The following is a 19,194-nucleotide window of genomic DNA, read 5'->3' on the forward strand; positions in this document are numbered from 1 at the left end:
CTTGCCCGCACACTACAAATTGAGTCGCCCCGTCGCGCAGAGCGCCGGGGCGACAGAAAGGGTCGGCGTTTACCTGACCCAAACCGGGGGTGGATTGCAAGGGCGCAATGCCCGGTTGCGGGCGGATTGCAGCCTATTTGTAGGACACGACCTCAAATTCGACGCCGTTGTCATCGTCGAAATAGAACCGGTTGCCCGGCTCGTAATCGGCGTGGTTTTTGGGGGCGAACCCTGCGGCGATAACGCGCGTCTCGATCGCTTCCAGATCGTCGACGACGATGCCCACATGGTTCAGCCCGCCGATCACGTCATAGCTGCGCTCGCCGGATGGCGACGCGCTGGGCGGGGTATAAAGCGCCAGATAGCTCGATCCGGTGCCGACATGCACCGTATATCCGCTGTCCATCGCCGCGCCCTCCCAGCGGATTTTCCAGCCAAACACGGCCTCCATCCATGCGGCGGTGGCCTTTGGGTCGGCGACGGTGAAATTGGTGTGTTCAAGCGTGGCGGTCATCTGCGGACTCCTATGAATTTCATTGCCACGGTCCACAATAATTTCTAAACCTAACTTTAGGTCAAGCAAATTTGAGGAGCAAAATGGCAGTATCAGAAGGGTTGCCGATCGGAGCGCTTGCCGGGCGGACCGGGCTCGCCGTATCGGCCATTCGCTATTACGAGGCGCAGGGCCTGCTGAAACCCTGGCGCAATGCCGGCGGGCAGCGGCGCTATCAGCGCGCCGATATCCGCAGGCTCAGCTTCATCATGATCGCACAGCAATTCGGTCTGTCACTGCCCGACATTCGCGAGGTTCTGGCAAGCCTGCCCAACAACCGCACCCCAACGCCCAAGGATTGGGCGCGGATCGGGGCCGCGCTGCGAGGGCATCTCGATGCGCGAATCGATACTTTGCTGCGTTTGCGCGACAATCTGGATGGATGCATTGGTTGCGGATGCCTGAGCCTGCCGAAATGCAAGCTGTATAACCGTGACGATATCGCGCAAAGCAAGGGAACCGGGCCCAGATATTTGCTTGGGGATCGCCCGGATGTCTGAATCTGCCGCAATGCAGCGGCATTACGCCGTGTTCCGATTGACCAGCAGGTCATTCAACAGGTAATCAGCCTCGAAACAAAGTTGCGCCCGAGGCGCGAGTTCGGACAGGAACCAAGGAGCCTGCTATGGCCGAGATTGAACGCGAAGCGATGGAATATGACGTGGTGATCGTCGGTGCTGGCCCTGCGGGTCTGTCGGCAGCGATACGTCTGAAACAGCTGGATGCGGACCTGGATGTCGTGGTCCTTGAAAAAGGCTCGGAAGTGGGCGCGCATATCCTGTCCGGTGCGGTGCTTGATCCCTGTGGCCTGGACGCTCTGATCCCCGACTGGAAAGAAAAAGGCGCGCCGCTGAACGTGCCGGTCGAAAAAGACAATTTCTACATGCTGGGCGAGGCGGGCAAGATCCGCGTGCCGAACTGGCCGATGCCGAAGCTGATGAACAACCACGGCAATTACATCGTCTCGATGGGCAATGTCTGCCGCTGGATGGCCGAACAGGCCGAAGAGATGGGCGTCGAGATCTTCCCAGGCATGGCCTGTTCCGAAGTGGTTTATGGCGACAAGGGCGAAGTGAAGGGCGTGGTGGCTGGCGAGTTCGGCAAGAACCCCGACGGCACGCCGGGACCGGGCTATGAGCCGGGCATGGAACTGCACGGCAAATATGTCTTCCTGGGCGAAGGCGTGCGCGGCTCGCTGTCCAAGGAAGTGATCGCCAAATACGACCTGTCTGCGGGCAAAGAGCCGCAGAAATACGGCGTCGGCATGAAGGAAATCTGGGAGATCGACCCGGCCAAGCACAAAGAGGGCACGGTCACCCACACCATGGGCTGGCCGCTGGGCAGCAATGCCGGGGGCGGCTCGTTCATCTATCACCTGGACAACAATCAGGTCTATGTGGGCTTTGTGGTGCACCTGAACTACAAGAACCCCTACCTGTTCCCCTACATGGAATTCCAGCGCTTCAAGCACCATCCGATGGTGGCCGAACTGTTGGAGGGCGGCAAGCGCGTTGCCTATGGCGCGCGGGCGATTACCGAAGGTGGGCTGCAGTCGATGCCCAAGCTGGTTGCGCCCGGTGTGGCGCTGCTGGGCTGTTCGGCGGGTATGGTCAACGTGCCGCGCATCAAGGGCAACCACAACGCGATGCTCAGCGGCAAGGCGGCGGCCGAAGCGGCCTATGACGCGATCAAGGCAGAGCGGTCGGGAGACGAACTGTCGGCCTATGAGACCGACGTACGCGATGGCGCGATCGGCAAGGACCTCAAGAAGGTGCGCAACGTCAAGCCGATGTGGTCGAAATGGGGCCTGCTGCCCTCGCTGGCGCTGGGTGGGCTGGACATGTGGACCAACACCGCCGGGTTCACGTTCTTCGGAACGCTCAAGCATGGCAAGAACGACGCAGAAGCCACCGAAGAGGCCAGCAAGCACAAGCCGATCGACTATCCCAAGCCCGACGGCAAGCTGTCCTTCGACCGGTTGACCAACGTATCGTTCGCGATGACCAACCATGAGGAAAGCCAGCCCTGCCACCTGCAGCTGGCCGATCCGAATATTCCGCTGGCAGTCAACCTGCCGAAATTCGCGGAACCGGCGCAGCGCTACTGTCCGGCAGGGGTCTATGAGGTCGTCGAGGAAGAGGGCAAGGACGCGCGCTTTGTGATCAACTTCCAGAACTGCGTTCACTGCAAGACCTGCGACATCAAGGACCCGAGCCAGAACATCAACTGGGTGACACCGCAGGGTGGCGACGGACCGAACTATCCCAATATGTAGGCAGAAAGCCGGGCAATGGCGCGCTCGTGAAGCGCGCGCCATTGCCTCTTGCCTCGCGAAACCTTAACTTGTCTGCCGAACAACGATAAAAGGCAGGCGGTTTCGTGTATTCCTTCCTTCGACCGGCGGCAGGTGCCGCCTTTGTGCTGACCCTGATGGCATCGCAGGGGCTTCTGGCTGATTCCGGTGCGGGCGCATACCTTGCCGGGCGTCAGGCGGTCTATGAAAAAGACTTCGAGGTTGCCGCGCGCTACTACAGCCGCGCCTTGTCCGAAGACGTGCAGAACCCCGCATTGATGGAACGGGTCGTCCAGTCGAAACTCGCGCTGGGCGATGTGGATGGCGCACTTCCCGTGGCGCAGCAGATCGAAGAGGCGGGCCTGCGCAGCCAGTCGGCCCATATGGCCGCCGTTGCCGGGCTGATCGCCGATGAGGATTACGAAACCCTGTTGGAGCGCGAACCCGAGAAGCTGGGCGTCGGCCCGCTGATTGACGGGTTGCTGGCGGGCTGGGCGCATCTGGGCACCGGTGCCGCCGCAAAGGCGCTTGCGCAGTTCGACAAGGTGGCGGCGCAGGATGGCCTTCAGGGCTTTGCGCTTTATCACAAGGCGCTGGCACTTGCGTCGGTCGGGGATTTCGAAGGGGCCGAAGCCCTGTTCGCGGACCATGACGGGCAGTTGACCACCATTTCGCGTCGCGCTGCGATTGCACGGGCCGAGATCCTGTCGCAACTTGACCGCAATAGCGACGCGCTGGCGATGTTGGCGGACGTATTCGGGGCTCGTACCGATCCCGGCCTGGATCACCTAATCGAACAACTTGAGGCGGGCGAGCGGCTGCCCTTCTCGATGGTGCGCAACGCCAAAGAGGGCATGGCCGAGGTGTTTTTCACCATCGGCGCGGCGCTCAATGGCGAGGCTGCGGATGACTATGCGCTGATCTATATCCGCACGGCCAGCTATCTGCGCCCCGGCCACATCGATGCGCTGCTGCTGTCGGCCGATCTGCTCGAGGATCTGGGCCAGTTGGATCTGGCGGTCGAGCTATACAAGAAAGTGCCCTCGGACAGCCCTGACCATCATGCCGCCGAACTGGGCCGTGCCGAGGCATTGCGCCGTTCGGCCAAACCCGATGCGGCGATCGAGGTGTTGGAGCAGCTCTCGGTCGATTATCCGGATCAGCCGATGGTGTTTTCCTCGCTGGGCGATCTGTTGCGGCAGGAAGAGAAATACGAGGCCGCTGTGGCAGCCTATGACCGTTCGCTGGACTTGACCGAGGCCGACGATCCGGGGCTTTGGTTCGTGCTCTATGCGCGCGGGATTTCGCATGAGCGGCTCGATCACTGGGAAGAGGCCGAGGCGGACTTTCGCAAGGCGCTGGACCTGAACCCCGATCAGCCGCAGGTGCTGAACTATCTGGGTTATTCGCTGGTCGAGAAGCAGACCAAACTGGACGAGGCACTGGATATGATTCAGCGCGCCGTCGCCGGGCGCCCCGATAGCGGGTATATCGTCGACAGCCTGGGCTGGGTCCTGTTCCGCCTGGGCCGCTATGACGAAGCGGTGGGCCATATGGAGACGGCGGTGGAGCTGATGCCCATCGACCCGGTCGTCAATGACCATCTGGGTGATGTCTATTGGGCCGTGGGCCGCACACGAGAGGCCGAGTTCCAGTGGAAACGGGCGCTGTCCTTCATCGACCCCGCCGACACCGATGGCGAGGCCGACCCCGAACGCATCCGGCGCAAGATCGAGGTCGGTCTGGACGCGGTTCTGTCCGAAGAGGGTGCCAAGCCGCTGCAAGTGGCCAATGACGGTTAGGGCCTTCGCCCCCGCCAAGATCAACCTGACCCTGCATGTGACCGGCCAGCGCGACGACGGCTATCACCTGCTGGATTCGCTGGTCGTGTTTGCGGATATTGGCGATTATCTGGAATTCATCCCCGGACCGGCGCTGTCCATCACTGTCACTGGTGAACACGCCGAGGGTGTCCCGGCGGATACACGCAACCTGGTCTGGCAGGCGGCGCAGGCAGCCAGTTGGACGGGAGAGGTGCGTCTGGACAAGGTTCTGCCGCATGGCGCGGGGATCGGGGGCGGTTCGTCGGATGCGGCCACGACCTTGCGGGTCTTGTCTGAACTCGGGGCCGAAATCCCGTATGAACTGCCCGCGTCGCTGGGGGCGGACGTCCCGGTCTGCATGGCGGCAAAGGCCGCGCGGATGCAGGGAATTGGCGAACAGATCACGCCCGTCAGACTGCCACCCCTGCCGGCGGTGCTGGTCAATCCGGGGGTGCCGGTGCCCACAGGCGCGGTGTTCGCGGCCCTCGCCTCACGCGAGAACCCGGCAATGGTGACTGATCTACCGAAGTTTGAAACAGTCGAAGAATGCGCCTTTTTGCTTGGCACTCAACGCAACGATCTGGAAAAACCGGCTGTGGGCATAGCGCCCGAAATCGCGCTGGTTCTTGATGAGCTGAGCGCGACCACCGGTGCCCTGCTGGCACGCATGTCCGGTTCCGGATCAACCTGCTTTGCGCTCTATCCCACCAAGAAGGCCGCCCATTTCGCAGCCCATGAGATCGGCGCGGCGCATCCCGGCTGGTGGTGCCGCGCGGTTGAACTCAGTTGAGCCGCGAGACCACGTAGTCGGTCAGATCGCTCAGCAAGTGGCGGATTTCGCAATCCGGCAACACGTCCAGCGCAGCCTTGGCCTTGTCTGCCCAGCGGTTTGCATCCGCGCGCGTAGCCTCAAGCGTGCCGTATTTGCCCATCAGCGCCAGCGCATGCTCCAGATCGCCCTCTGACTGACGGCCCCGTTCGATGGTGCGCTGCCAGAAGGCGCGTTCCTCTTGGGTGGCTTGCGCCACGGCCTTGATCACCGGCAGGGTCAGCTTGCGTTCGCGGAAATCGTCCCCGACATTCTTGCCGGTCGCTGCGGCATCGCCCTGATAGTCCAGCAGATCGTCGGCGATCTGGAAGGCCACGCCCAACGCATCGCCGAAGTCGAAAAGCGCCTGCACCTGCGCTTCCGACGCGCCCGAAATCACGCCGCCCACCTCGGTCGCAGCCGAGAACAGCGCCGCGGTCTTGCCGCGCACCACCTGCAGATAGACCTCTTCGCTGGTGGCCAGATTGCTGGCCGCGGTCATCTGCAGCACCTCGCCCTCGGCGATGGTCGCGGCCGCATTGGCCAGAATGTCCAGAACCCGCAGAGACTCGGTTTCAACCATCAACTGGAAACTGCGCGCAAACAGGTAATCGCCCACCAGAACCGAGCTTTTGTTATCCCACAGAAGATTGGCGGTCGGGCGTCCGCGCCGCTGGCCGCTTTCGTCGACCACATCGTCATGCAGCAGGGTCGCGGTATGGATGAACTCCACCGTTGCGGCCAGCTTGATATGATGGTCGCCGGGATAGTCAAACAGCCGTGCAGCCGCCAGCGTCAGCATCGGTCGCAGACGCTTGCCGCCCGCTTCGACCAGATGCGCGGTGACCTCGGGGATGCGCGGCGCATGACGCGACGCCATCCGCGCCCGAATAAGGGTGTTCACCCCCTCCAATTCGGTTTCCAACAATTCGGCCAACCGCTCATGCGGTTTAGAGATAGTGGCGCTGTCCATCACACCCCCGTTTGCAAGGCTCGACATTGGTCTCGCCTTGCCCTTACATCCTGCTCTATGAAAGAACTTCTGCGCAGCACCGATCCGACCATCATGGCATTCGCAACCGCCCTTCTTGAGGGCGAGGGTATAGACTGCTTTCAGATGGACGTAAACATGAGCATCCTCGAAGGTGGCATCGGAATTTTCCCGCGCCGGATGATGGTGCGCGAGGCGGATTACGATCGCGCTATCCGGGTGATGCAGGACAACGACATCCCGCTGGGAAAATGACCCGTTTCACCGAGCAGGAGCTGAGCTGCGACGCCTTTCTGGGTGGAAAATTACATCTTTTTCAACCACTTAAGGGCTATCGCGCAGGTGTTGATCCGGTGTTTCTTGCGGCCAGCGTCCCGGCGCGGCCGGGACAGGCGGTTCTTGAACTGGGCTGCGGGGCGGGGGCGGCGATTCTTTCGTTGGCCGCAAGGGTGCCCGATCTGGGGCTTTGCGGTGTCGAAATTCAGCCCGCCTATGCCGACCTAGCGCGGCGCAATGCCGCGTATAACCACCGCGCGCTTGAGGTGGTCGAGGGGGATCTGTCCACGCTGCCCGCCAACCTGCGGGAACGCCAGTTTGACCATGTGCTCGCCAACCCGCCCTATTTCCGCGACGGGGCCCACAGCCCTGCGCGTGACGCGGGTCGCCGCAGGGCGCTGGGGGAAGAAACGCCGCTCACGCTCTGGATCGATACAGCCGCGCGTCGTCTGATATCGCGCGGGTATCTGCATATGATTCAACGGGTTGAGCGGTTGCCGGACATGGTGTCCGCCTGCGGGGGCCGGTTGGGATCGCTTGAGGTATTGCCGCTGGCTGCCCGCACCGGTCGGCCCCCCGATCTGATCATCCTACGTGCCCGTAAGGGGGGCAGGGCCGATTTCCGCTTGCACGCCCCGCTGATTCTGCACGCGGGTGACCGGCATGAGCGCGACGGCGAAAGCTACCGCCCCGAGATACAGGATGTGCTGCGCAACGGCGCCGCCTTGCGCTGGCCATAGGCGAAGATCGGCGAAAGCACACAATTCCTGATAAAAACCGTGCGCATGCAGCGTGACAGACGCGAAAGGATATGCTCATATCGTTCGGCAACTAATTCAGAGGAGGATTGCTATGAGCCTGAGTGCGCACCTGACCGAACTGAAGAAGAAGCATGAACATCTCAGTCATGAAGTCGAACAAGCGCAGCGTGCACCAGGAAGTGACGGGCTCCACCTGTCTCAACTGAAGAAAAAGAAACTGAAGCTCAAGGAAGAGATTGAACGACTGTCCGCCTAAGCGGACAGGCTGGCGCGCGCCGCAATCAGGGCTCCGCCAGTGACCAGTGCGGCCGCGATTGCCAGAGCCCAGGTCGGCTCGGCAATCCCGGTCAACACAAGGACGGCGGTAGACAGGATCGGCGCTGCGTATGAGCTGGTGCCGAGCAATTGGATGTCGCCGCGCTTGATCCCGATATCCCAGACATAAAATGCAAGTCCAACGGGGCCGAGGCCAAGTGCTGCGACTGACAACCAGCCGGTTGTGCTCTGCGGCCATACTGTCTCCTCAAGTGCGAAATGCAGCCCCCAGGATGCGATGGCGGTGATCACGCAGAACACCGCAACCGAACTGGTGGGCGTGTCGCCCAGGCGCCGTGACAGCACCGAATACCCCGACCAGGTGAGCGCGCAGAGAAAGGCCAGCCCGTACCCTGCCAGAAATTCCACCTGAAACCCCGAGCCGGTCCCGCTTGCGATGATCAGCGCCGCGCCGGCAAAGCCGATCAGGGCCCCCAGCAGGTGCCCCGGGCGCAGGTGTTCGCCGGGCAACAGGCCGGAAAACAAAACGATCAGCAGCGGCCACATATAGGCGATCAGCCCGGCCTGCGCCGCCGGTGCCAGCCGCAAGGCGGAGAAATAGAGCGCGTGATACCCGAACAGGCCAACCGCACCGAACAGGAAGATCTTCGGCGGCACTGTTCGCAACCTGCCAAACCCGCCTGAACATCCGGTCCAGATCAGCCCGAGCGTGCCGCCGATCGTGAAGCAGATCGCATTCATCAGCAATGGCGGGGTCGGGGCCGACCCGACCGTAAACAGGGCCAGCAGCGACCACAGCAGAACAGCAACAAATCCAATGGCGGTGGCGCGGGATTTGGTCATGCAGGGGGGATATCCTCGACAGGAATAAGCTCGATTTCGCCCCAGATATGTGCGGTTTTCTCGATTTCTGCCAGATACCAATCCCGGAATGCCGCGACCTGTGGCCGCCTTTCCGCACCCGGAAGACAAAGAAAGGAAAACCGGGCCTCCGTTTCTATGGCAACCTTGAATGGCGTCACGAGGCGGCCTTCAAGAACGTCCTTGATGAGAAGGGGCCTGCGCCCGAGCAGAATGCCCACCCCTGCACACGCAGCGTCGATGGAGTGTTCAACGTTGGAAAACCGCATGCCGCTGGGTTCGAAATCTGTGATCCCTATTGCCCGAAACCAGGCTGGCCAGTCGCAGGGTGGATCAAGGAAACTGTCATGTTCGTTGATAACAAGCGGGGCGTCGACAAGGCTTTCGGGGGTGAGAAACTGCTTTGCGAAAGTAGGCGTCATTGCCGGGGTCAACCACTCTTTGCGCGCATGTACCGCATAAAGATCAGCATAGCTCCCGTAGCCAAAACGGATGGCCACATCGATGTCATCGCGATGCAAATCAACCAGATGCAGTGAGGTAGAGATGCGCAGATTGATTTCGGGATGGGCCTTGGCGAAATCGTACAGTCTTGGGGCAAGCCATTTTGCGGTCAGGGCCGGACCCGCAGCAACTGTGAGTGTGGTGTTGTCCTGCAGTCGTCGGGTGGCTTGCCAGGCGGTCTGCAGCGCGGCAAAGCCATCGGCAGTGCCATGGGCCAGCGTCTTTCCGGCCTCGGTCAGTTCCACCGCGCGGTTCAGGCGGTGGAAAACCGGTTGGCCCAGATGCGCCTCAAGGGATTTGATCTGAAAGGACAATGCCGCTGGGGTGACATTCAGTTCCTCGGCGGCCTTGGCAAAAGACATGTGCCGCGCGGCGGCATCAAAGGCGCGCAAGGCAGTCAGCGGAGGCAGGCGATCCGGCATGGTCGGTTAAGAATATCTTGGGTGACGCTGTAGAATGTCTCGTTTGTGCGAGCCAAATGCAACAATCATAATCAGATCAAGTCAAACGAAACTTTTCTGACAGGAGGCGAGGATGATCGAAGTGACGACAAATCCTGCCACAAGCCGTGCTTTTCTCAAGGCGCATGAAGAGCGCGCGAAAGCAGTCAAATTGTTTTGGCGGTGGCTGAAAGGTTCCCGCTGAACGCAGCGCGCGCGTTCTTACGGGATGAAGGCGAGGGCCGGTCCATGTGCCGGCCCTCCTTCGTTATCAGACGAAGAACTGCGCGCCGTTGGCCGAGATGGTCGAGCCGTTGACAAAGCCTGAATCGTCAGAGGCCAGGAACGCGACGCAGCGTGCGATCTCTTCCGGTTCGCCCAGGCGACCTGCGGGAATCTGGCTGATGATCGATTCGCGCACCTTCTCAGGCACTGCCATCACCATTTCGGTCGCGATATAGCCGGGGCAGACCGCGTTGGCCGTGATGCCTGCGCGCGCGCCTTCCTGGGCCAGCGATTTGACGATGCCCAGATCGCCTGCTTTGGTCGCGGCATAGTTCGCCTGAGCGAACTGGCCCTTCTGGCCGTTGATCGAGCTGATCACGATGACGCGGCCGAATTTGCGCTCGCGCATGCCCGGCCAGACCGGGTGGACGGTGTTGAAGACACCGGTAAGGTTGGTGTCGATCACCTGATGCCACTGTTCCGGTGTCATCTTGTGGAACGGTGCGTCCTTGGTGATGCCCGCATTGGCCACCACGATGTCGATCGGGCCCAGATCGGCCTCGACCTTTTTGATGCCGGCCTTCGATTCGTCGTAATCGGCGACGTTCCATTTGTAGGTGGCGATGCCGGTTTCTGCGGTGAAGGCGGCAGCCGCTTCTTCATTGCCTGCGAAGGTGGCGGCCACATTGCAGCCTTCCGCTTTCAGAGCCTTGGAAATTGCTGCGCCGATGCCGCGTGAGCCACCGGTGACGAGTGCCGTTCGTGCCATTGAGGGGTCCTCCAGATTATTCTGACCTTGGTAATGTTGTTACTGCCCTGATCCGGGATGCGCAATTATGTTGCTGCCGTTTTGTTGTCTTTTGATGTGTCCATTCTGTCGCAGATTTAACACACTGAATTGGTCGCAAAGAAAAGGGCGCCCGCAAGCGCCCTATCCGGTCCTGTTAACCGCCGCTCAATCCCGCTCGACGCAGAGGGCGACGCCCATGCCGCCACCGATGCACAGCGTGGCGAGGCCTTTCTTGGCGTCACGGCGCTTCATCTCGAAGAGCAGCGTGTTCAGCACGCGGCAGCCCGACGCACCGATCGGGTGGCCGATGGCGATCGCGCCGCCGTTCACATTCACGATCGACGGGTCCCAGCCCATGTCCTTGTTCACGGCGCAGGCCTGTGCAGCAAAGGCTTCGTTGGCCTCGACCAGGTCAAGGTCGTCCACCGACCAGCCTGCTTTTTCCAGCGCCTTGCGCGAAGCATAGATCGGACCGACACCCATGATCGACGGGTCCAGACCGGCAGTGGCATAAGACGCGATCCGCGCCAGCGGCTCGATGCCGCGCTTTTCGGCGTTGTCCGCCGACATCAACAGGGTCGCCGCCGCGCCATCGTTCAGACCGGATGCGTTGGCTGCAGTGACAGAGCCATCCTTGGCGAAGGCGGGGCGCAGTTTGGCCATCGCCTCCATTGTTGCGCCATGGCGGACGTATTCGTCGCTGTCCATCACGATGTCGCCCTTGCGGGTCTTGATGGTAAAGGCGGCGATCTCGTCGGCGAACTTGCCTGCCTTTTGGGCGGCTTCGGCCTTGTTCTGGCTGGCGACGGCGAACTCGTCCTGCATGTCGCGGCTGATCTGCCATTTCTCGGCCACGTTCTCGGCGGTCTGGCCCATGTGATAGCCGTTGAAGGCGTCCCACAACCCGTCGCGGATCATGGTGTCAATATACTTCATGTCGCCCATCTTGTGGCCCGCCCGCAAGGCAGCGGCATGTGGGCTGAGCGTCATGTTTTCCTGCCCGCCTGCGGCCACGATCTCGGCGTCTCCCAACTGGATGTGCTGCGCACCCAGTGCCACGGCCCGCAGCCCCGACCCACAAACCTGATTGATGCCCCAGGCCGCGCTTTCCTGCGGCAGGCCAGCATTGATGTGGGCCTGACGGGCGGGGTTCTGGCCCTGTGCCGCAGTCAGGACCTGACCCAGAATGGTCTCGCTGACCTCGCCCTTGTCGACGCCGGCGCGTTCGACCACGGCTTCCAGCACAGCCGCGCCAAGATCATGTGCAGGTGTGTTGGCAAATGAGCCGCCAAAACTGCCGACGCCGGTCCGCGCCGCCGATGCTATTACTACGTTTGTCATGTGGTCAGTCCTCTGCCGTCAGGGTCAGCGGAACGTGTTTGACGCATTCGGGATCCTGACAAAGGTCCCCAGAGCGCCCAATCATCCCCGCTCTGACACTCGCAATAGCGCAACGCTGCAGATGCAGCAACCGGTAGCTTTGCAGCATCGGCACGGATCATCCGACGCGAGAGGCAGGTTCAGGCCATGCGGCGTTGGCTGTCCGTCTGCCAGGGCGCTTTGACGCTGGGTGCGCCGAACAGGTAGCCCTGTAGCGCATCAACGCCCGCCTCGACCAGAAAGCGGGCATCGTCCTCGGTCTCGACCGATTCAGCCACAATAAGCATGTCGAATTCACGGGCGAGCGCGATCAGCGACCGGACCACAGATTGATTGCCCACATCGGAAGCGACCTGACGCACGAACTGCCCGTCGATCTTCACCGCATCGAAGAAAAAGTCGCGGAAATGGCTGAACGACACCGGGTCGGCGCCGTAATCGTCGAGCGCAAAGGCGATCCCCAGGCCCTGCAAGCGGTCCATGAAATCGATCACCAGTTCAGGCACGGTCATCGCCGACCCCTGATTGATTTCAAGGATCAACCGCTCGCCCAGCGTCTCGTCCTGTTTCAGGAACCGTTCCAGAATACGCATCCATCGCCTGTACCCGATCGACCGCGCGGACATGTTGATCGACAGGCGGATCTGCGGTGCTTTCGACAACGTCTTGAGGCCGGTTTCCAGCGCAATACAATCGAGGTCACGCCCCACTTCGGTGTTTTCGACCGCTGGCATGAACTCGCGCGCGGGAATCACGCGGCCTGTTTCGTCGAGAACCCGAATGAAGCCTTCATAAAATGCGATCTGATTGGGTGTGCGGGCCTGCATCACTGGCTGAAAGGCCAGCATGCACTGCTTGTGCCGGACTGCGTCCTTGGCCATTTGCAGCACTGATTTGTCGCGCCGTTCGACCGCGTTGTTGAGCGGGCTCTCGGCACCTTCTGGAAGATCGTTCTTCCGGCGTTCTCGTTTCAGGATCATGATCTGGATTCCTGCGCGACAAAGGGGCAGGTACAGCTTTGCTCAAAACTGTAAACAGGCGCTTAACGAGCGGATATTCGGAAAATTGGAGCTGTGAACGCGTGACCAGTTGTCACCGCCGCATCTGCTTTTTGATTTGTTTCGAAACCGGAGCCGCATTCCGGTTTGCAGAGCTTGCAGCGCTGAGCTGACCTGCCTGCGGCGGGTGAGCATCCTCGAATCGCGGTTTCCGGGGGTTCAGAAACTGCGGCAGGCTGACCAGAAGACATCCCAGCGCGCCCATGCCCATCAGACCAAGGCCGACGAGATAGAGCAACGGAACACCGGGCAGCATCTGCACAGCGAACGAGGCGAGCAGAATCCCGATACATCCGGCAAACAGAAAAAAGCGCATCGATGTCGTCATGACCATCGTCATCCCAACTCTGGTTGCTGCGGGGCGACATTCACCCGGCAGGATTTTCGCCGCTCTTGAAGTGACGTTTATGTAGAAAGCCACTTGCCGGTATTCAATGGAAGGAGACTGCAGCGACACCTCATCTATCCCGCAAGTCTTTGGCACAATGTGGAAAGATAATGGGAAACATAAAGGCGTTTCCGGCCATTCGGTGCCACAATTAACCGCCCTGTAAGTGAATTTCGCGACGTCGCGCAAGATCGGTTCTGCCTGAACGTTCCGCAGCCGAGACACATCGGTGTTTAAATCACAGGTATTTCTTGATTAACTTCCGGGCCCGATCAGTTCGGCGATGATGGCTTTGGCGCTGTCCGAGTTCCAATCGGCGTCGCCGCGCATCCGCGCGATCTCGTTTCCCTCGGGGTCGAGGATTATCGTGATCGGCAGCCCCAGGACTGCCATATCACGGGCAACCGCCTGTTTGGGGTCCTGATGGCGGGGCAGGTTGTCGATTCCGGCGTCCTCAAAGAACTTCAGTATCCCGGCAGGCGCATTGCGGCCAGAGGCCAGGGTCAGAACCTCGAAATGCTCACCGCCAAACTCTTCCTGCAGTTCCGAGAGCATTGGCATCTCTTTGCGGCAGGGCGCGCACCATGTAGCCCAGAAATTCAGCAGCACATATTTGCCCTGATAGTCAGCGAGGGTTGCGCTGCCTGCACCATCGGCCAACTCAAAGGCCTGCCCCGAGGTCGCCTTGGGTTCCAGATGAAAGACCAGCTTTTTCATCTGGCCTTCGCGTAGGGCTTCCAGCGCCGCGATATCTTCGCCAGCCGCATTTGCACCCGAGGCGAGGGCGGTATAGACGAGCGCAAGCAACAGTTTCTTCATATCCCCTCCGAAGGGTTTTCAGACCAATGACCGACACGACCTCGAACCAGATGTGGGGCGGCCGCTTTGCCGCCGGACCAGACGCGATCATGGAGGCGATCAATGCCTCGATCGGGTTCGATCAGCGGATGGCGGCGCAGGACATTGCCGGATCGCGTGCCCATGCGGCGATGTTGGCCGCAACAGGCGTTATTACTGATAGTGATGCGCAGGCCATTCGGGAAGGGCTGCTCACCGTTTTGTCAGAGATCGAGGCCGGGAATTTCGCGTTTTCCACCGCGCTGGAAGATATTCACATGAATGTCGAGGCGCGGCTGAAAGAGATCATCGGAGAACCCGCCGGGCGCCTGCACACGGGCCGCTCGCGCAACGATCAGGTGGCGACGGATTTCAAACTCTGGGTGCGCGATCAGTTGGACGCCGCCGAAAGCGGGCTGCTGGCTCTGATCGGTGCGCTTTTGTCGCAGGCCGAGGCCGGGGCCGACTGGGTGATGCCGGGCTTTACCCACCTGCAGACCGCGCAGCCGGTGACATGGGGACATCACATGATGGCCTATGTCGAGATGTTTGGCCGCGACCTGAGCCGTGTGCGCGACGCGCGCGCGCGGATGAACGAATCGCCTTTGGGCGCGGCAGCGCTGGCGGGCACCTCGTTTCCGATCGACCGGGACATGACGGCCAAGGCGCTGGGATTTGACCGGCCCGCTGCCAATTCGCTGGATGCGGTCAGCGACCGGGATTTCGCGTTGGAGTTCCTGTCGACCGCCTCGATCTGCGCCATGCATCTGTCGCGCTTTGCCGAAGAACTGGTGATCTGGTCCTCGGCCCAGTTCCGGTTTGTCGCGCTCAGCGACCGGTTCTCGACCGGATCGTCGATCATGCCGCAAAAGAAAAACCCCGATGCCGCTGAACTGATCCGCGCCAAAGTGGGCCGGATCTACGGGGCCAATACCGCGCTGATGATGGTGATGAAGGGGCTGCCGCTGACCTATTCCAAGGACATGCAGGAAGACAAGGAACAGGTCTTTGACGCCGCTGACAACTGGATGCTGGCGCTGGCCGCGATGGAAGGCATGGTCCGCGACATGAGTGCCAACCGCGACAGCCTTGCTGCGGCGGCGGGCAGCGGGTTTTCCACGGCGACCGATCTGGCCGACTGGCTGGTGCGGGTGCTGGGCCTGCCCTTCCGCGATGCCCATCACGTGACCGGCGCGCTGGTGGCCCGTGCCGAAAGCCGCGGTTGCGATCTGCCCGATTTGACCCTGGCCGAGATGCAGGAGGCCCATGCGGGCATAACGGCCGATGTCTACAGTGTTCTTGGGGTCGAAAATTCGGTAAACTCGCGGACATCTTATGGTGGAACGGCTCCTGCTCAGGTGCGGGCACAGGTTCAGAGATGGAAGGACATGTTGGGATGAAACCCCTCGCCGCACTGGCCGGGCTTGTTCTGCTGGCCGCCTGCGAGTCGACAAGCACTGGCGTCGGCGCCTCGGTTGGGGCCGATGGTGGTGCGGTGGGCGTTGGGGCCAGTTCCGGTCCGGTGAATGTCGGGGCGGGGACCGGTGGCGTTGGGGCCAGTGTGGATGTCGTCAATACCGGCAATGCGGCGGTGACGGTCGGGACCGGTGGTCCGGCGGCCTCGGTGCGGGTTGGCAACTCGCCGATCCGGGTGGGTCTTGGACTGGGCGGATTGAGGTTGGGAATATGAAAAAACTCTGCGTACTTGCCTTGCTGGCGCTCGCTGCCTGCGGTGCCGATGGTGAACCGGTGCAGCCGACGCTGAACGCTTATGGTGGTCTGGGCAGCAGTGGCGGTTATGTCGGCGGCGCGGTTGGTCTGAACAAGGGGCCGCTGGGCATTTATCTGGGGTTCTGAACCGGTTCAGGCTGGTGGACTCCGCGCGATGCGCTAGATGCGCCGGAAACCGGAGATCACCATGAGAATTGTCTACCTTGCGCTCGCCATCTGGGGCGCGATCCACCCGATGGTCTATTTCCTGCGCTGGTTCCGCGAGAACGGCTTTGACCTGTCTGGAATGGTCGAGGCCTGGCACGCCAATGCGGCCAGCTCAGGTCTAGTCTGGGATCTGACCATTGCCGCCATAGCCCTGACCCTCTGGATCATCGCCGAGACCGCCGCGCGCCGCCAATGGCGCAACCTGATCGCCATTCCAGCCACCTTCTGCATCGGCGTCAGTTGCGGGTTGCCGCTCTACCTCTTTCTGCGATCCGGATCTCAGGACGGTCCGATCAGGTAATAGGCCTGAATTTCGCCCTTTCCCTTGATCTCAAGAGTCCCGCGTTTTTCGAACCTGTAGAGGTCGGACAATACATCATAGGTTTCTTGCGCCACCTGAATGCGACCCGGCGTGCCGTAGCTTTCCAATCGCGACGCCATATTCACGGTGTCGCCCCAGACATCATAGAAAAACTTGCGGGTCCCGATCACACCTGCAACCGCCGGGCCGGTATGGATGCCGATCCGCACCGTAAGCATTTCACCCATCTCACGGCTGATTTCTTCGGTGATCGCGAGCATCTCCAACGCCATGTCAGCCACGGCTGAGGCGTGATCCGGGCGGGGTTCGGGCATGCCGCCCGCGATCATATAGGCGTCGCCGATGGTTTTGATCTTTTCCAGCCCGTGGCGGTCTGCGAGGTCGTCAAACTGCGTGAAGACGCGGTTGAGAAAAGACACCAGCTCTGCCGCCCGCATCTGCGAGGCCCGGGGCGTGAAATCCACGATATCGGCGAACAGGATCGTCACCTGCAACAGATCATCGGCGATGATCTGGTCCGGCTCCTGTTTCAGCCGTTCGGCGATCGGGGCGGGCAGAATATTCTCAAGCAGCCGTTCAGAGCGGTCATATTCGTGTTCGATCCGGGCCTTCTGAACCTCGATCACCTCTCTTGCGGCTTCGAGTTGCCGGTAGCCGGAGAACACCAGAAAATAGATGAAAAACACACCGATCGTCATCGCCAGGCTTTCGCCGGTCGCCAAGGGCTGTTTGAGGGGCGATTGAAACAGCGACCCCGTCGGATTGCTTGCGTTCTGGTTCACTGCCAGGGAAATCTGCGGCAGGGCAGAATCCAGAAAAGGCAGCGCGAACATCACCAGCAGGCAGGCGGCAAACCACGGCCGGGATTTTTTCGGGCCGATGACAACCACCGCGGCGGCGGGCATCACCAGAAACGGCAGAACATCCCCTTCGCGATTTCCGTTGAGCAGCATGAAGATAAACTGGATGGTCAGAAAGACCGGGGCGAAGACATAGAACACCGTTTCCACTTTGCGCGTGTGGTGCAGCAGCGAAAGGCTGGTGAGGATGGTAACCACCACGGCAACATCAAGCACCCGGTAGAGGAGCGACCGGTCCGGTTCCAGGAAAAAGCCCAGAGCCATGCACATGATCACGAGCAGAATGACCGTCGACATGGATTTCAGGCGCCGCAAGCGCAGACTATCGTCCGCCGCATGGCCGATGCGGATATAGTCAACAATCATCGTGCGCGCCCCGCCCTCAGGATTTCCCGTCTCGACCGTTATACGTGATGGGGCGGGTATTCCTATCACGGTAACGGCTTCTCAATCGTGCCATCTGCCCTGAGAGAGGATCCATGCAAGGAACAACCCCATTGAACCTGAACGGCATTTCAGTCTAAGCGCGAACCCATGGATCATTTTCTTTATCGCGACGGCAGCCTCTATGCCGAAGATGTGCCCCTGACCGAGATCGCGGCCGAGGTCGGCACGCCGTTCTATGTCTATTCCACCGCCACGCTGCTGCGCCATTTCCGGCTGTTCGACGAAGCGCTGGAGGGCACCGACCACCTTGTCTGCTACGCGATGAAGGCAGCCAGCAATCAGGCGATCCTGAAGACGCTGGCGCAGGCGGGTGCGGGAATGGATGTGGTCTCGGAAGGGGAATACCTGCGTGCGAAAGCGGCGGGTGTGCCCGGCGAGCGGATCGTGTTTTCGGGCGTCGGCAAGACGGGCCATGAAATCCGCACCGCGCTGACCGGCGGTATCCGCCAATTCAACATCGAATCCGAGCCCGAGATGCAGGTGATCAGCGCCATTGCCTCAGAATTGGGCGTGATCGCACCGATCACCATCCGCGTGAACCCGGATGTCGATGCCAAGACCCATGCCAAGATCGCCACCGGGAAATCCGAGAACAAATTCGGCATCCCGATTGCCCGTGCGTCGGAGGTTTATGCGCTGGCCGCCTCGCTGCCGGGGCTCGAGGTGATCGGCATCGATGTGCATATCGGCTCGCAACTAACCGAGCTTGAGCCGTTCGAACTGGTCTACAAGAAAGTGGCCGAACTGACCGAACAACTGCGCAGCGAGGGGCATAATATCCGCCGCCTCGATCTGGGCGGGGGCTTGGGCATTCCTTATGCGCGCTCCAACGACGCGCCGCCGCTGCCGGTGGAATATGGCGCGCTGATCAAGCGTACTGTTGGCCATCTGGGCTGCGAGATCGAGATCGAGCCGGGCCGGTTGATCGCGGGCAATGCCGGGCTGATGGTCTCAAAGGTGATCTATGTGAAATCCGGCGAGGGGCGGGATTTCCTGATCCTCGACGGGGCCATGAACGACCTGATTCGCCCCGCCATGTACGAGGCGCATCACGATATCGTGCCGGTGATCGAACCGGCGCCGGGGGCTGAACAGCAGCCCTATGACATTGTGGGTCCCGTTTGCGAAAGCGGTGATACCTTTGCCAAACAGCGCAACATGCCAAAGCTGACGGCGGGCGATCTGGTCGCCTTTCGCAGTGCCGGGGCTTATGGCGCGGTCATGTCGAGCGAGTACAACACGCGACCGCTGATCCCCGAGGTTCTGGTCCATCAGGATCAATTCGCGGTTATTCGCCCACGCCCGACCTTTGACGAAATGATAAACCGCGATACCATACCTGAGTGGCTTTGACGCTGTAGCA

At 61.0% G+C, this 19,194-nt stretch carries 22 protein-coding genes; 12 read left to right on the forward strand and 10 right to left on the reverse strand.

What is annotated here, in order from left to right; genetic code table 11:
• Nucleotides 1-133: 133 nt before the first annotated feature.
• On the reverse strand, nt 134-514 hold the full coding sequence (locus M3P21_RS04840) for a VOC family protein (protein WP_249707328.1): 381 nt from the start codon (nt 512-514) through the stop codon (nt 134-136).
• 83 nt (nt 515-597) lie between these two features.
• Here M3P21_RS04840 and soxR point away from each other — a divergent pair, with 83 nt between their 5' ends.
• The 4 genes from soxR (at nt 598) to M3P21_RS04860 (ending at nt 5,459) form a co-directional block, all read left to right on the forward strand.
• Complete coding sequence (gene soxR / locus M3P21_RS04845) at nt 598-1,053, forward strand: redox-sensitive transcriptional activator SoxR (protein WP_249707329.1); 456 nt, start codon at nt 598-600, stop codon at nt 1,051-1,053.
• 125 nt (nt 1,054-1,178) lie between these two features.
• The gene (locus M3P21_RS04850; protein ID WP_249707330.1) at nt 1,179-2,828 is read left to right on the forward strand and encodes an electron transfer flavoprotein-ubiquinone oxidoreductase; all 1,650 of its coding nucleotides are present in this window, start codon (nt 1,179-1,181) and stop codon (nt 2,826-2,828) included.
• A gap of 155 nt (nt 2,829-2,983) precedes the next feature.
• On the forward strand, nt 2,984-4,648 hold the full coding sequence (locus tag M3P21_RS04855; protein WP_249707506.1) for a tetratricopeptide repeat protein: 1,665 nt from the start codon (nt 2,984-2,986) through the stop codon (nt 4,646-4,648).
• A complete protein-coding gene (locus M3P21_RS04860) occupies nt 4,638-5,459 on the forward strand; it encodes a 4-(cytidine 5'-diphospho)-2-C-methyl-D-erythritol kinase (RefSeq protein ID WP_249707331.1) in 822 nt (273 codons plus the stop codon). Before M3P21_RS04855 ends, M3P21_RS04860 begins: the two co-directional genes overlap by 11 nt.
• Here M3P21_RS04860 and M3P21_RS04865 read toward each other — a convergent pair.
• Nucleotides 5,452-6,450, reverse strand: a complete 999-nt coding sequence (locus M3P21_RS04865) for a polyprenyl synthetase family protein (protein ID WP_249707508.1) — start codon at nt 6,448-6,450, stop codon at nt 5,452-5,454. The genes M3P21_RS04860 and M3P21_RS04865 overlap by 8 nt on opposite strands.
• Nucleotides 6,451-6,507: 57 nt before the next feature.
• Between M3P21_RS04865 and M3P21_RS04870 the strand changes: the two genes are divergently transcribed.
• From M3P21_RS04870 to M3P21_RS04880, 3 genes are all read left to right on the forward strand, one after another.
• A complete protein-coding gene (locus tag M3P21_RS04870) occupies nt 6,508-6,723 on the forward strand; it encodes a putative signal transducing protein (RefSeq protein ID WP_249707332.1) in 216 nt (71 codons plus the stop codon).
• Complete coding sequence (locus M3P21_RS04875; protein ID WP_249707334.1) at nt 6,720-7,484, forward strand: tRNA1(Val) (adenine(37)-N6)-methyltransferase; 765 nt, start codon at nt 6,720-6,722, stop codon at nt 7,482-7,484. The genes M3P21_RS04870 and M3P21_RS04875 overlap by 4 nt, the downstream gene beginning before the upstream one ends.
• A gap of 112 nt (nt 7,485-7,596) precedes the next feature.
• Complete coding sequence (locus M3P21_RS04880) at nt 7,597-7,761, forward strand: YdcH family protein (RefSeq protein ID WP_249707335.1); 165 nt, start codon at nt 7,597-7,599, stop codon at nt 7,759-7,761.
• On the opposite strand, the gene yddG is transcribed toward M3P21_RS04880, so the two are convergent.
• The 7 genes from yddG to M3P21_RS04915 all read right to left on the reverse strand — a co-directional run bounded on the left by yddG (nt 7,758) and on the right by M3P21_RS04915 (nt 14,246).
• Entirely contained in the window at nt 7,758-8,624 is an 867-nt protein-coding gene (yddG, locus tag M3P21_RS04885) for an aromatic amino acid exporter YddG (protein WP_249707337.1), read from the reverse strand. The two genes, M3P21_RS04880 and yddG, sit on opposite strands and share 4 nt — an antisense overlap.
• On the reverse strand, nt 8,621-9,568 hold the full coding sequence (locus M3P21_RS04890; protein WP_249707338.1) for a transcriptional regulator GcvA: 948 nt from the start codon (nt 9,566-9,568) through the stop codon (nt 8,621-8,623). Before M3P21_RS04890 ends, yddG begins: the two co-directional genes overlap by 4 nt.
• 289 nt (nt 9,569-9,857) lie before the next feature.
• The gene (phbB, locus tag M3P21_RS04895; protein ID WP_249707340.1) at nt 9,858-10,580 is read right to left on the reverse strand and encodes an acetoacetyl-CoA reductase; all 723 of its coding nucleotides are present in this window, start codon (nt 10,578-10,580) and stop codon (nt 9,858-9,860) included.
• A gap of 186 nt (nt 10,581-10,766) precedes the next feature.
• A complete protein-coding gene (locus M3P21_RS04900; RefSeq protein WP_249707342.1) occupies nt 10,767-11,942 on the reverse strand; it encodes an acetyl-CoA C-acetyltransferase in 1,176 nt (391 codons plus the stop codon).
• 179 nt (nt 11,943-12,121) lie between these two features.
• On the reverse strand, nt 12,122-12,961 hold the full coding sequence (locus M3P21_RS04905) for an EAL domain-containing protein (protein WP_249707344.1): 840 nt from the start codon (nt 12,959-12,961) through the stop codon (nt 12,122-12,124).
• A 112-nt stretch (nt 12,962-13,073) separates the two neighbouring features.
• The gene (locus tag M3P21_RS04910; protein ID WP_249707346.1) at nt 13,074-13,616 is read right to left on the reverse strand and encodes a Bax inhibitor 1 family protein; all 543 of its coding nucleotides are present in this window, start codon (nt 13,614-13,616) and stop codon (nt 13,074-13,076) included.
• A 66-nt stretch (nt 13,617-13,682) separates the two neighbouring features.
• Nucleotides 13,683-14,246: a TlpA family protein disulfide reductase gene (locus M3P21_RS04915; protein ID WP_249707348.1), complete on the reverse strand. Its 564-nt coding sequence runs from the start codon at nt 14,244-14,246 to the stop codon at nt 13,683-13,685.
• 26 nt (nt 14,247-14,272) lie between these two features.
• Here M3P21_RS04915 and argH point away from each other — a divergent pair, with 26 nt between their 5' ends.
• From argH to M3P21_RS04935, 4 genes are all read left to right on the forward strand, one after another.
• Complete coding sequence (gene argH / locus M3P21_RS04920) at nt 14,273-15,664, forward strand: argininosuccinate lyase (RefSeq protein ID WP_249707350.1); 1,392 nt, start codon at nt 14,273-14,275, stop codon at nt 15,662-15,664.
• Nucleotides 15,661-15,954, forward strand: coding sequence for a hypothetical protein (locus M3P21_RS04925; RefSeq protein ID WP_249707352.1), 294 nt, complete (start codon nt 15,661-15,663; stop codon nt 15,952-15,954). Before argH ends, M3P21_RS04925 begins: the two co-directional genes overlap by 4 nt.
• Nucleotides 15,951-16,121 carry a hypothetical protein gene (locus tag M3P21_RS04930; RefSeq protein ID WP_249707354.1) on the forward strand — a complete coding sequence of 57 codons (171 nt, stop codon included), beginning with the start codon at nt 15,951-15,953 and terminating at the stop codon, nt 16,119-16,121. Before M3P21_RS04925 ends, M3P21_RS04930 begins: the two co-directional genes overlap by 4 nt.
• A 61-nt stretch (nt 16,122-16,182) precedes the next feature.
• Entirely contained in the window at nt 16,183-16,503 is a 321-nt protein-coding gene (locus tag M3P21_RS04935; RefSeq protein WP_249707356.1) for a DUF2834 domain-containing protein, read from the forward strand.
• Here M3P21_RS04935 and M3P21_RS04940 read toward each other — a convergent pair.
• Nucleotides 16,482-17,750 carry an adenylate/guanylate cyclase domain-containing protein gene (locus tag M3P21_RS04940; RefSeq protein ID WP_249707358.1) on the reverse strand — a complete coding sequence of 423 codons (1,269 nt, stop codon included), beginning with the start codon at nt 17,748-17,750 and terminating at the stop codon, nt 16,482-16,484. The two genes, M3P21_RS04935 and M3P21_RS04940, sit on opposite strands and share 22 nt — an antisense overlap.
• A gap of 168 nt (nt 17,751-17,918) precedes the next feature.
• Here M3P21_RS04940 and lysA point away from each other — a divergent pair, with 168 nt between their 5' ends.
• Nucleotides 17,919-19,184 (forward strand): diaminopimelate decarboxylase, encoded by a 1,266-nt coding sequence (gene lysA, locus M3P21_RS04945; protein WP_249707360.1) that lies wholly within the window; start codon nt 17,919-17,921, stop codon nt 19,182-19,184.
• Nucleotides 19,185-19,194 lie beyond the last annotated feature (10 nt).

Origin of the sequence: Ruegeria spongiae, from assembly GCF_023502395.1 — a bacterium.
Taxonomy (GTDB): Bacteria; Pseudomonadota; Alphaproteobacteria; order Rhodobacterales; family Rhodobacteraceae; genus Ruegeria_C; species Ruegeria_C spongiae.

Coding starts and splice junctions, on each gene's coding strand:
- M3P21_RS04890 (WP_249707338.1), bottom strand. CDS start 9,568: ATGCCGGATCGCCTGCCTCCGCTGACTGCCTTGCGCGCCTTTGATGCC.
- M3P21_RS04900 (WP_249707342.1), bottom strand. CDS start 11,942: ATGACAAACGTAGTAATAGCATCGGCGGCGCGGACCGGCGTCGGCAGT.
- M3P21_RS04905 (WP_249707344.1), bottom strand. CDS start 12,961: ATGATCCTGAAACGAGAACGCCGGAAGAACGATCTTCCAGAAGGTGCC.
- M3P21_RS04870 (WP_249707332.1), top strand. CDS start 6,508: ATGAAAGAACTTCTGCGCAGCACCGATCCGACCATCATGGCATTCGCA.
- M3P21_RS04935 (WP_249707356.1), top strand. CDS start 16,183: ATGAGAATTGTCTACCTTGCGCTCGCCATCTGGGGCGCGATCCACCCG.
- yddG (WP_249707337.1), bottom strand. CDS start 8,624: ATGACCAAATCCCGCGCCACCGCCATTGGATTTGTTGCTGTTCTGCTG.
- lysA (WP_249707360.1), top strand. CDS start 17,919: ATGGATCATTTTCTTTATCGCGACGGCAGCCTCTATGCCGAAGATGTG.
- M3P21_RS04915 (WP_249707348.1), bottom strand. CDS start 14,246: ATGAAGAAACTGTTGCTTGCGCTCGTCTATACCGCCCTCGCCTCGGGT.
- M3P21_RS04930 (WP_249707354.1), top strand. CDS start 15,951: ATGAAAAAACTCTGCGTACTTGCCTTGCTGGCGCTCGCTGCCTGCGGT.
- M3P21_RS04880 (WP_249707335.1), top strand. CDS start 7,597: ATGAGCCTGAGTGCGCACCTGACCGAACTGAAGAAGAAGCATGAACAT.
- soxR (WP_249707329.1), top strand. CDS start 598: ATGGCAGTATCAGAAGGGTTGCCGATCGGAGCGCTTGCCGGGCGGACC.
- phbB (WP_249707340.1), bottom strand. CDS start 10,580: ATGGCACGAACGGCACTCGTCACCGGTGGCTCACGCGGCATCGGCGCA.
- M3P21_RS04940 (WP_249707358.1), bottom strand. CDS start 17,750: ATGATTGTTGACTATATCCGCATCGGCCATGCGGCGGACGATAGTCTG.
- M3P21_RS04865 (WP_249707508.1), bottom strand. CDS start 6,450: ATGGACAGCGCCACTATCTCTAAACCGCATGAGCGGTTGGCCGAATTG.
- M3P21_RS04840 (WP_249707328.1), bottom strand. CDS start 514: ATGACCGCCACGCTTGAACACACCAATTTCACCGTCGCCGACCCAAAG.
- M3P21_RS04925 (WP_249707352.1), top strand. CDS start 15,661: ATGAAACCCCTCGCCGCACTGGCCGGGCTTGTTCTGCTGGCCGCCTGC.
- M3P21_RS04860 (WP_249707331.1), top strand. CDS start 4,638: ATGACGGTTAGGGCCTTCGCCCCCGCCAAGATCAACCTGACCCTGCAT.
- M3P21_RS04850 (WP_249707330.1), top strand. CDS start 1,179: ATGGCCGAGATTGAACGCGAAGCGATGGAATATGACGTGGTGATCGTC.
- M3P21_RS04875 (WP_249707334.1), top strand. CDS start 6,720: ATGACCCGTTTCACCGAGCAGGAGCTGAGCTGCGACGCCTTTCTGGGT.
- M3P21_RS04855 (WP_249707506.1), top strand. CDS start 2,984: ATGGCATCGCAGGGGCTTCTGGCTGATTCCGGTGCGGGCGCATACCTT.
- argH (WP_249707350.1), top strand. CDS start 14,273: ATGACCGACACGACCTCGAACCAGATGTGGGGCGGCCGCTTTGCCGCC.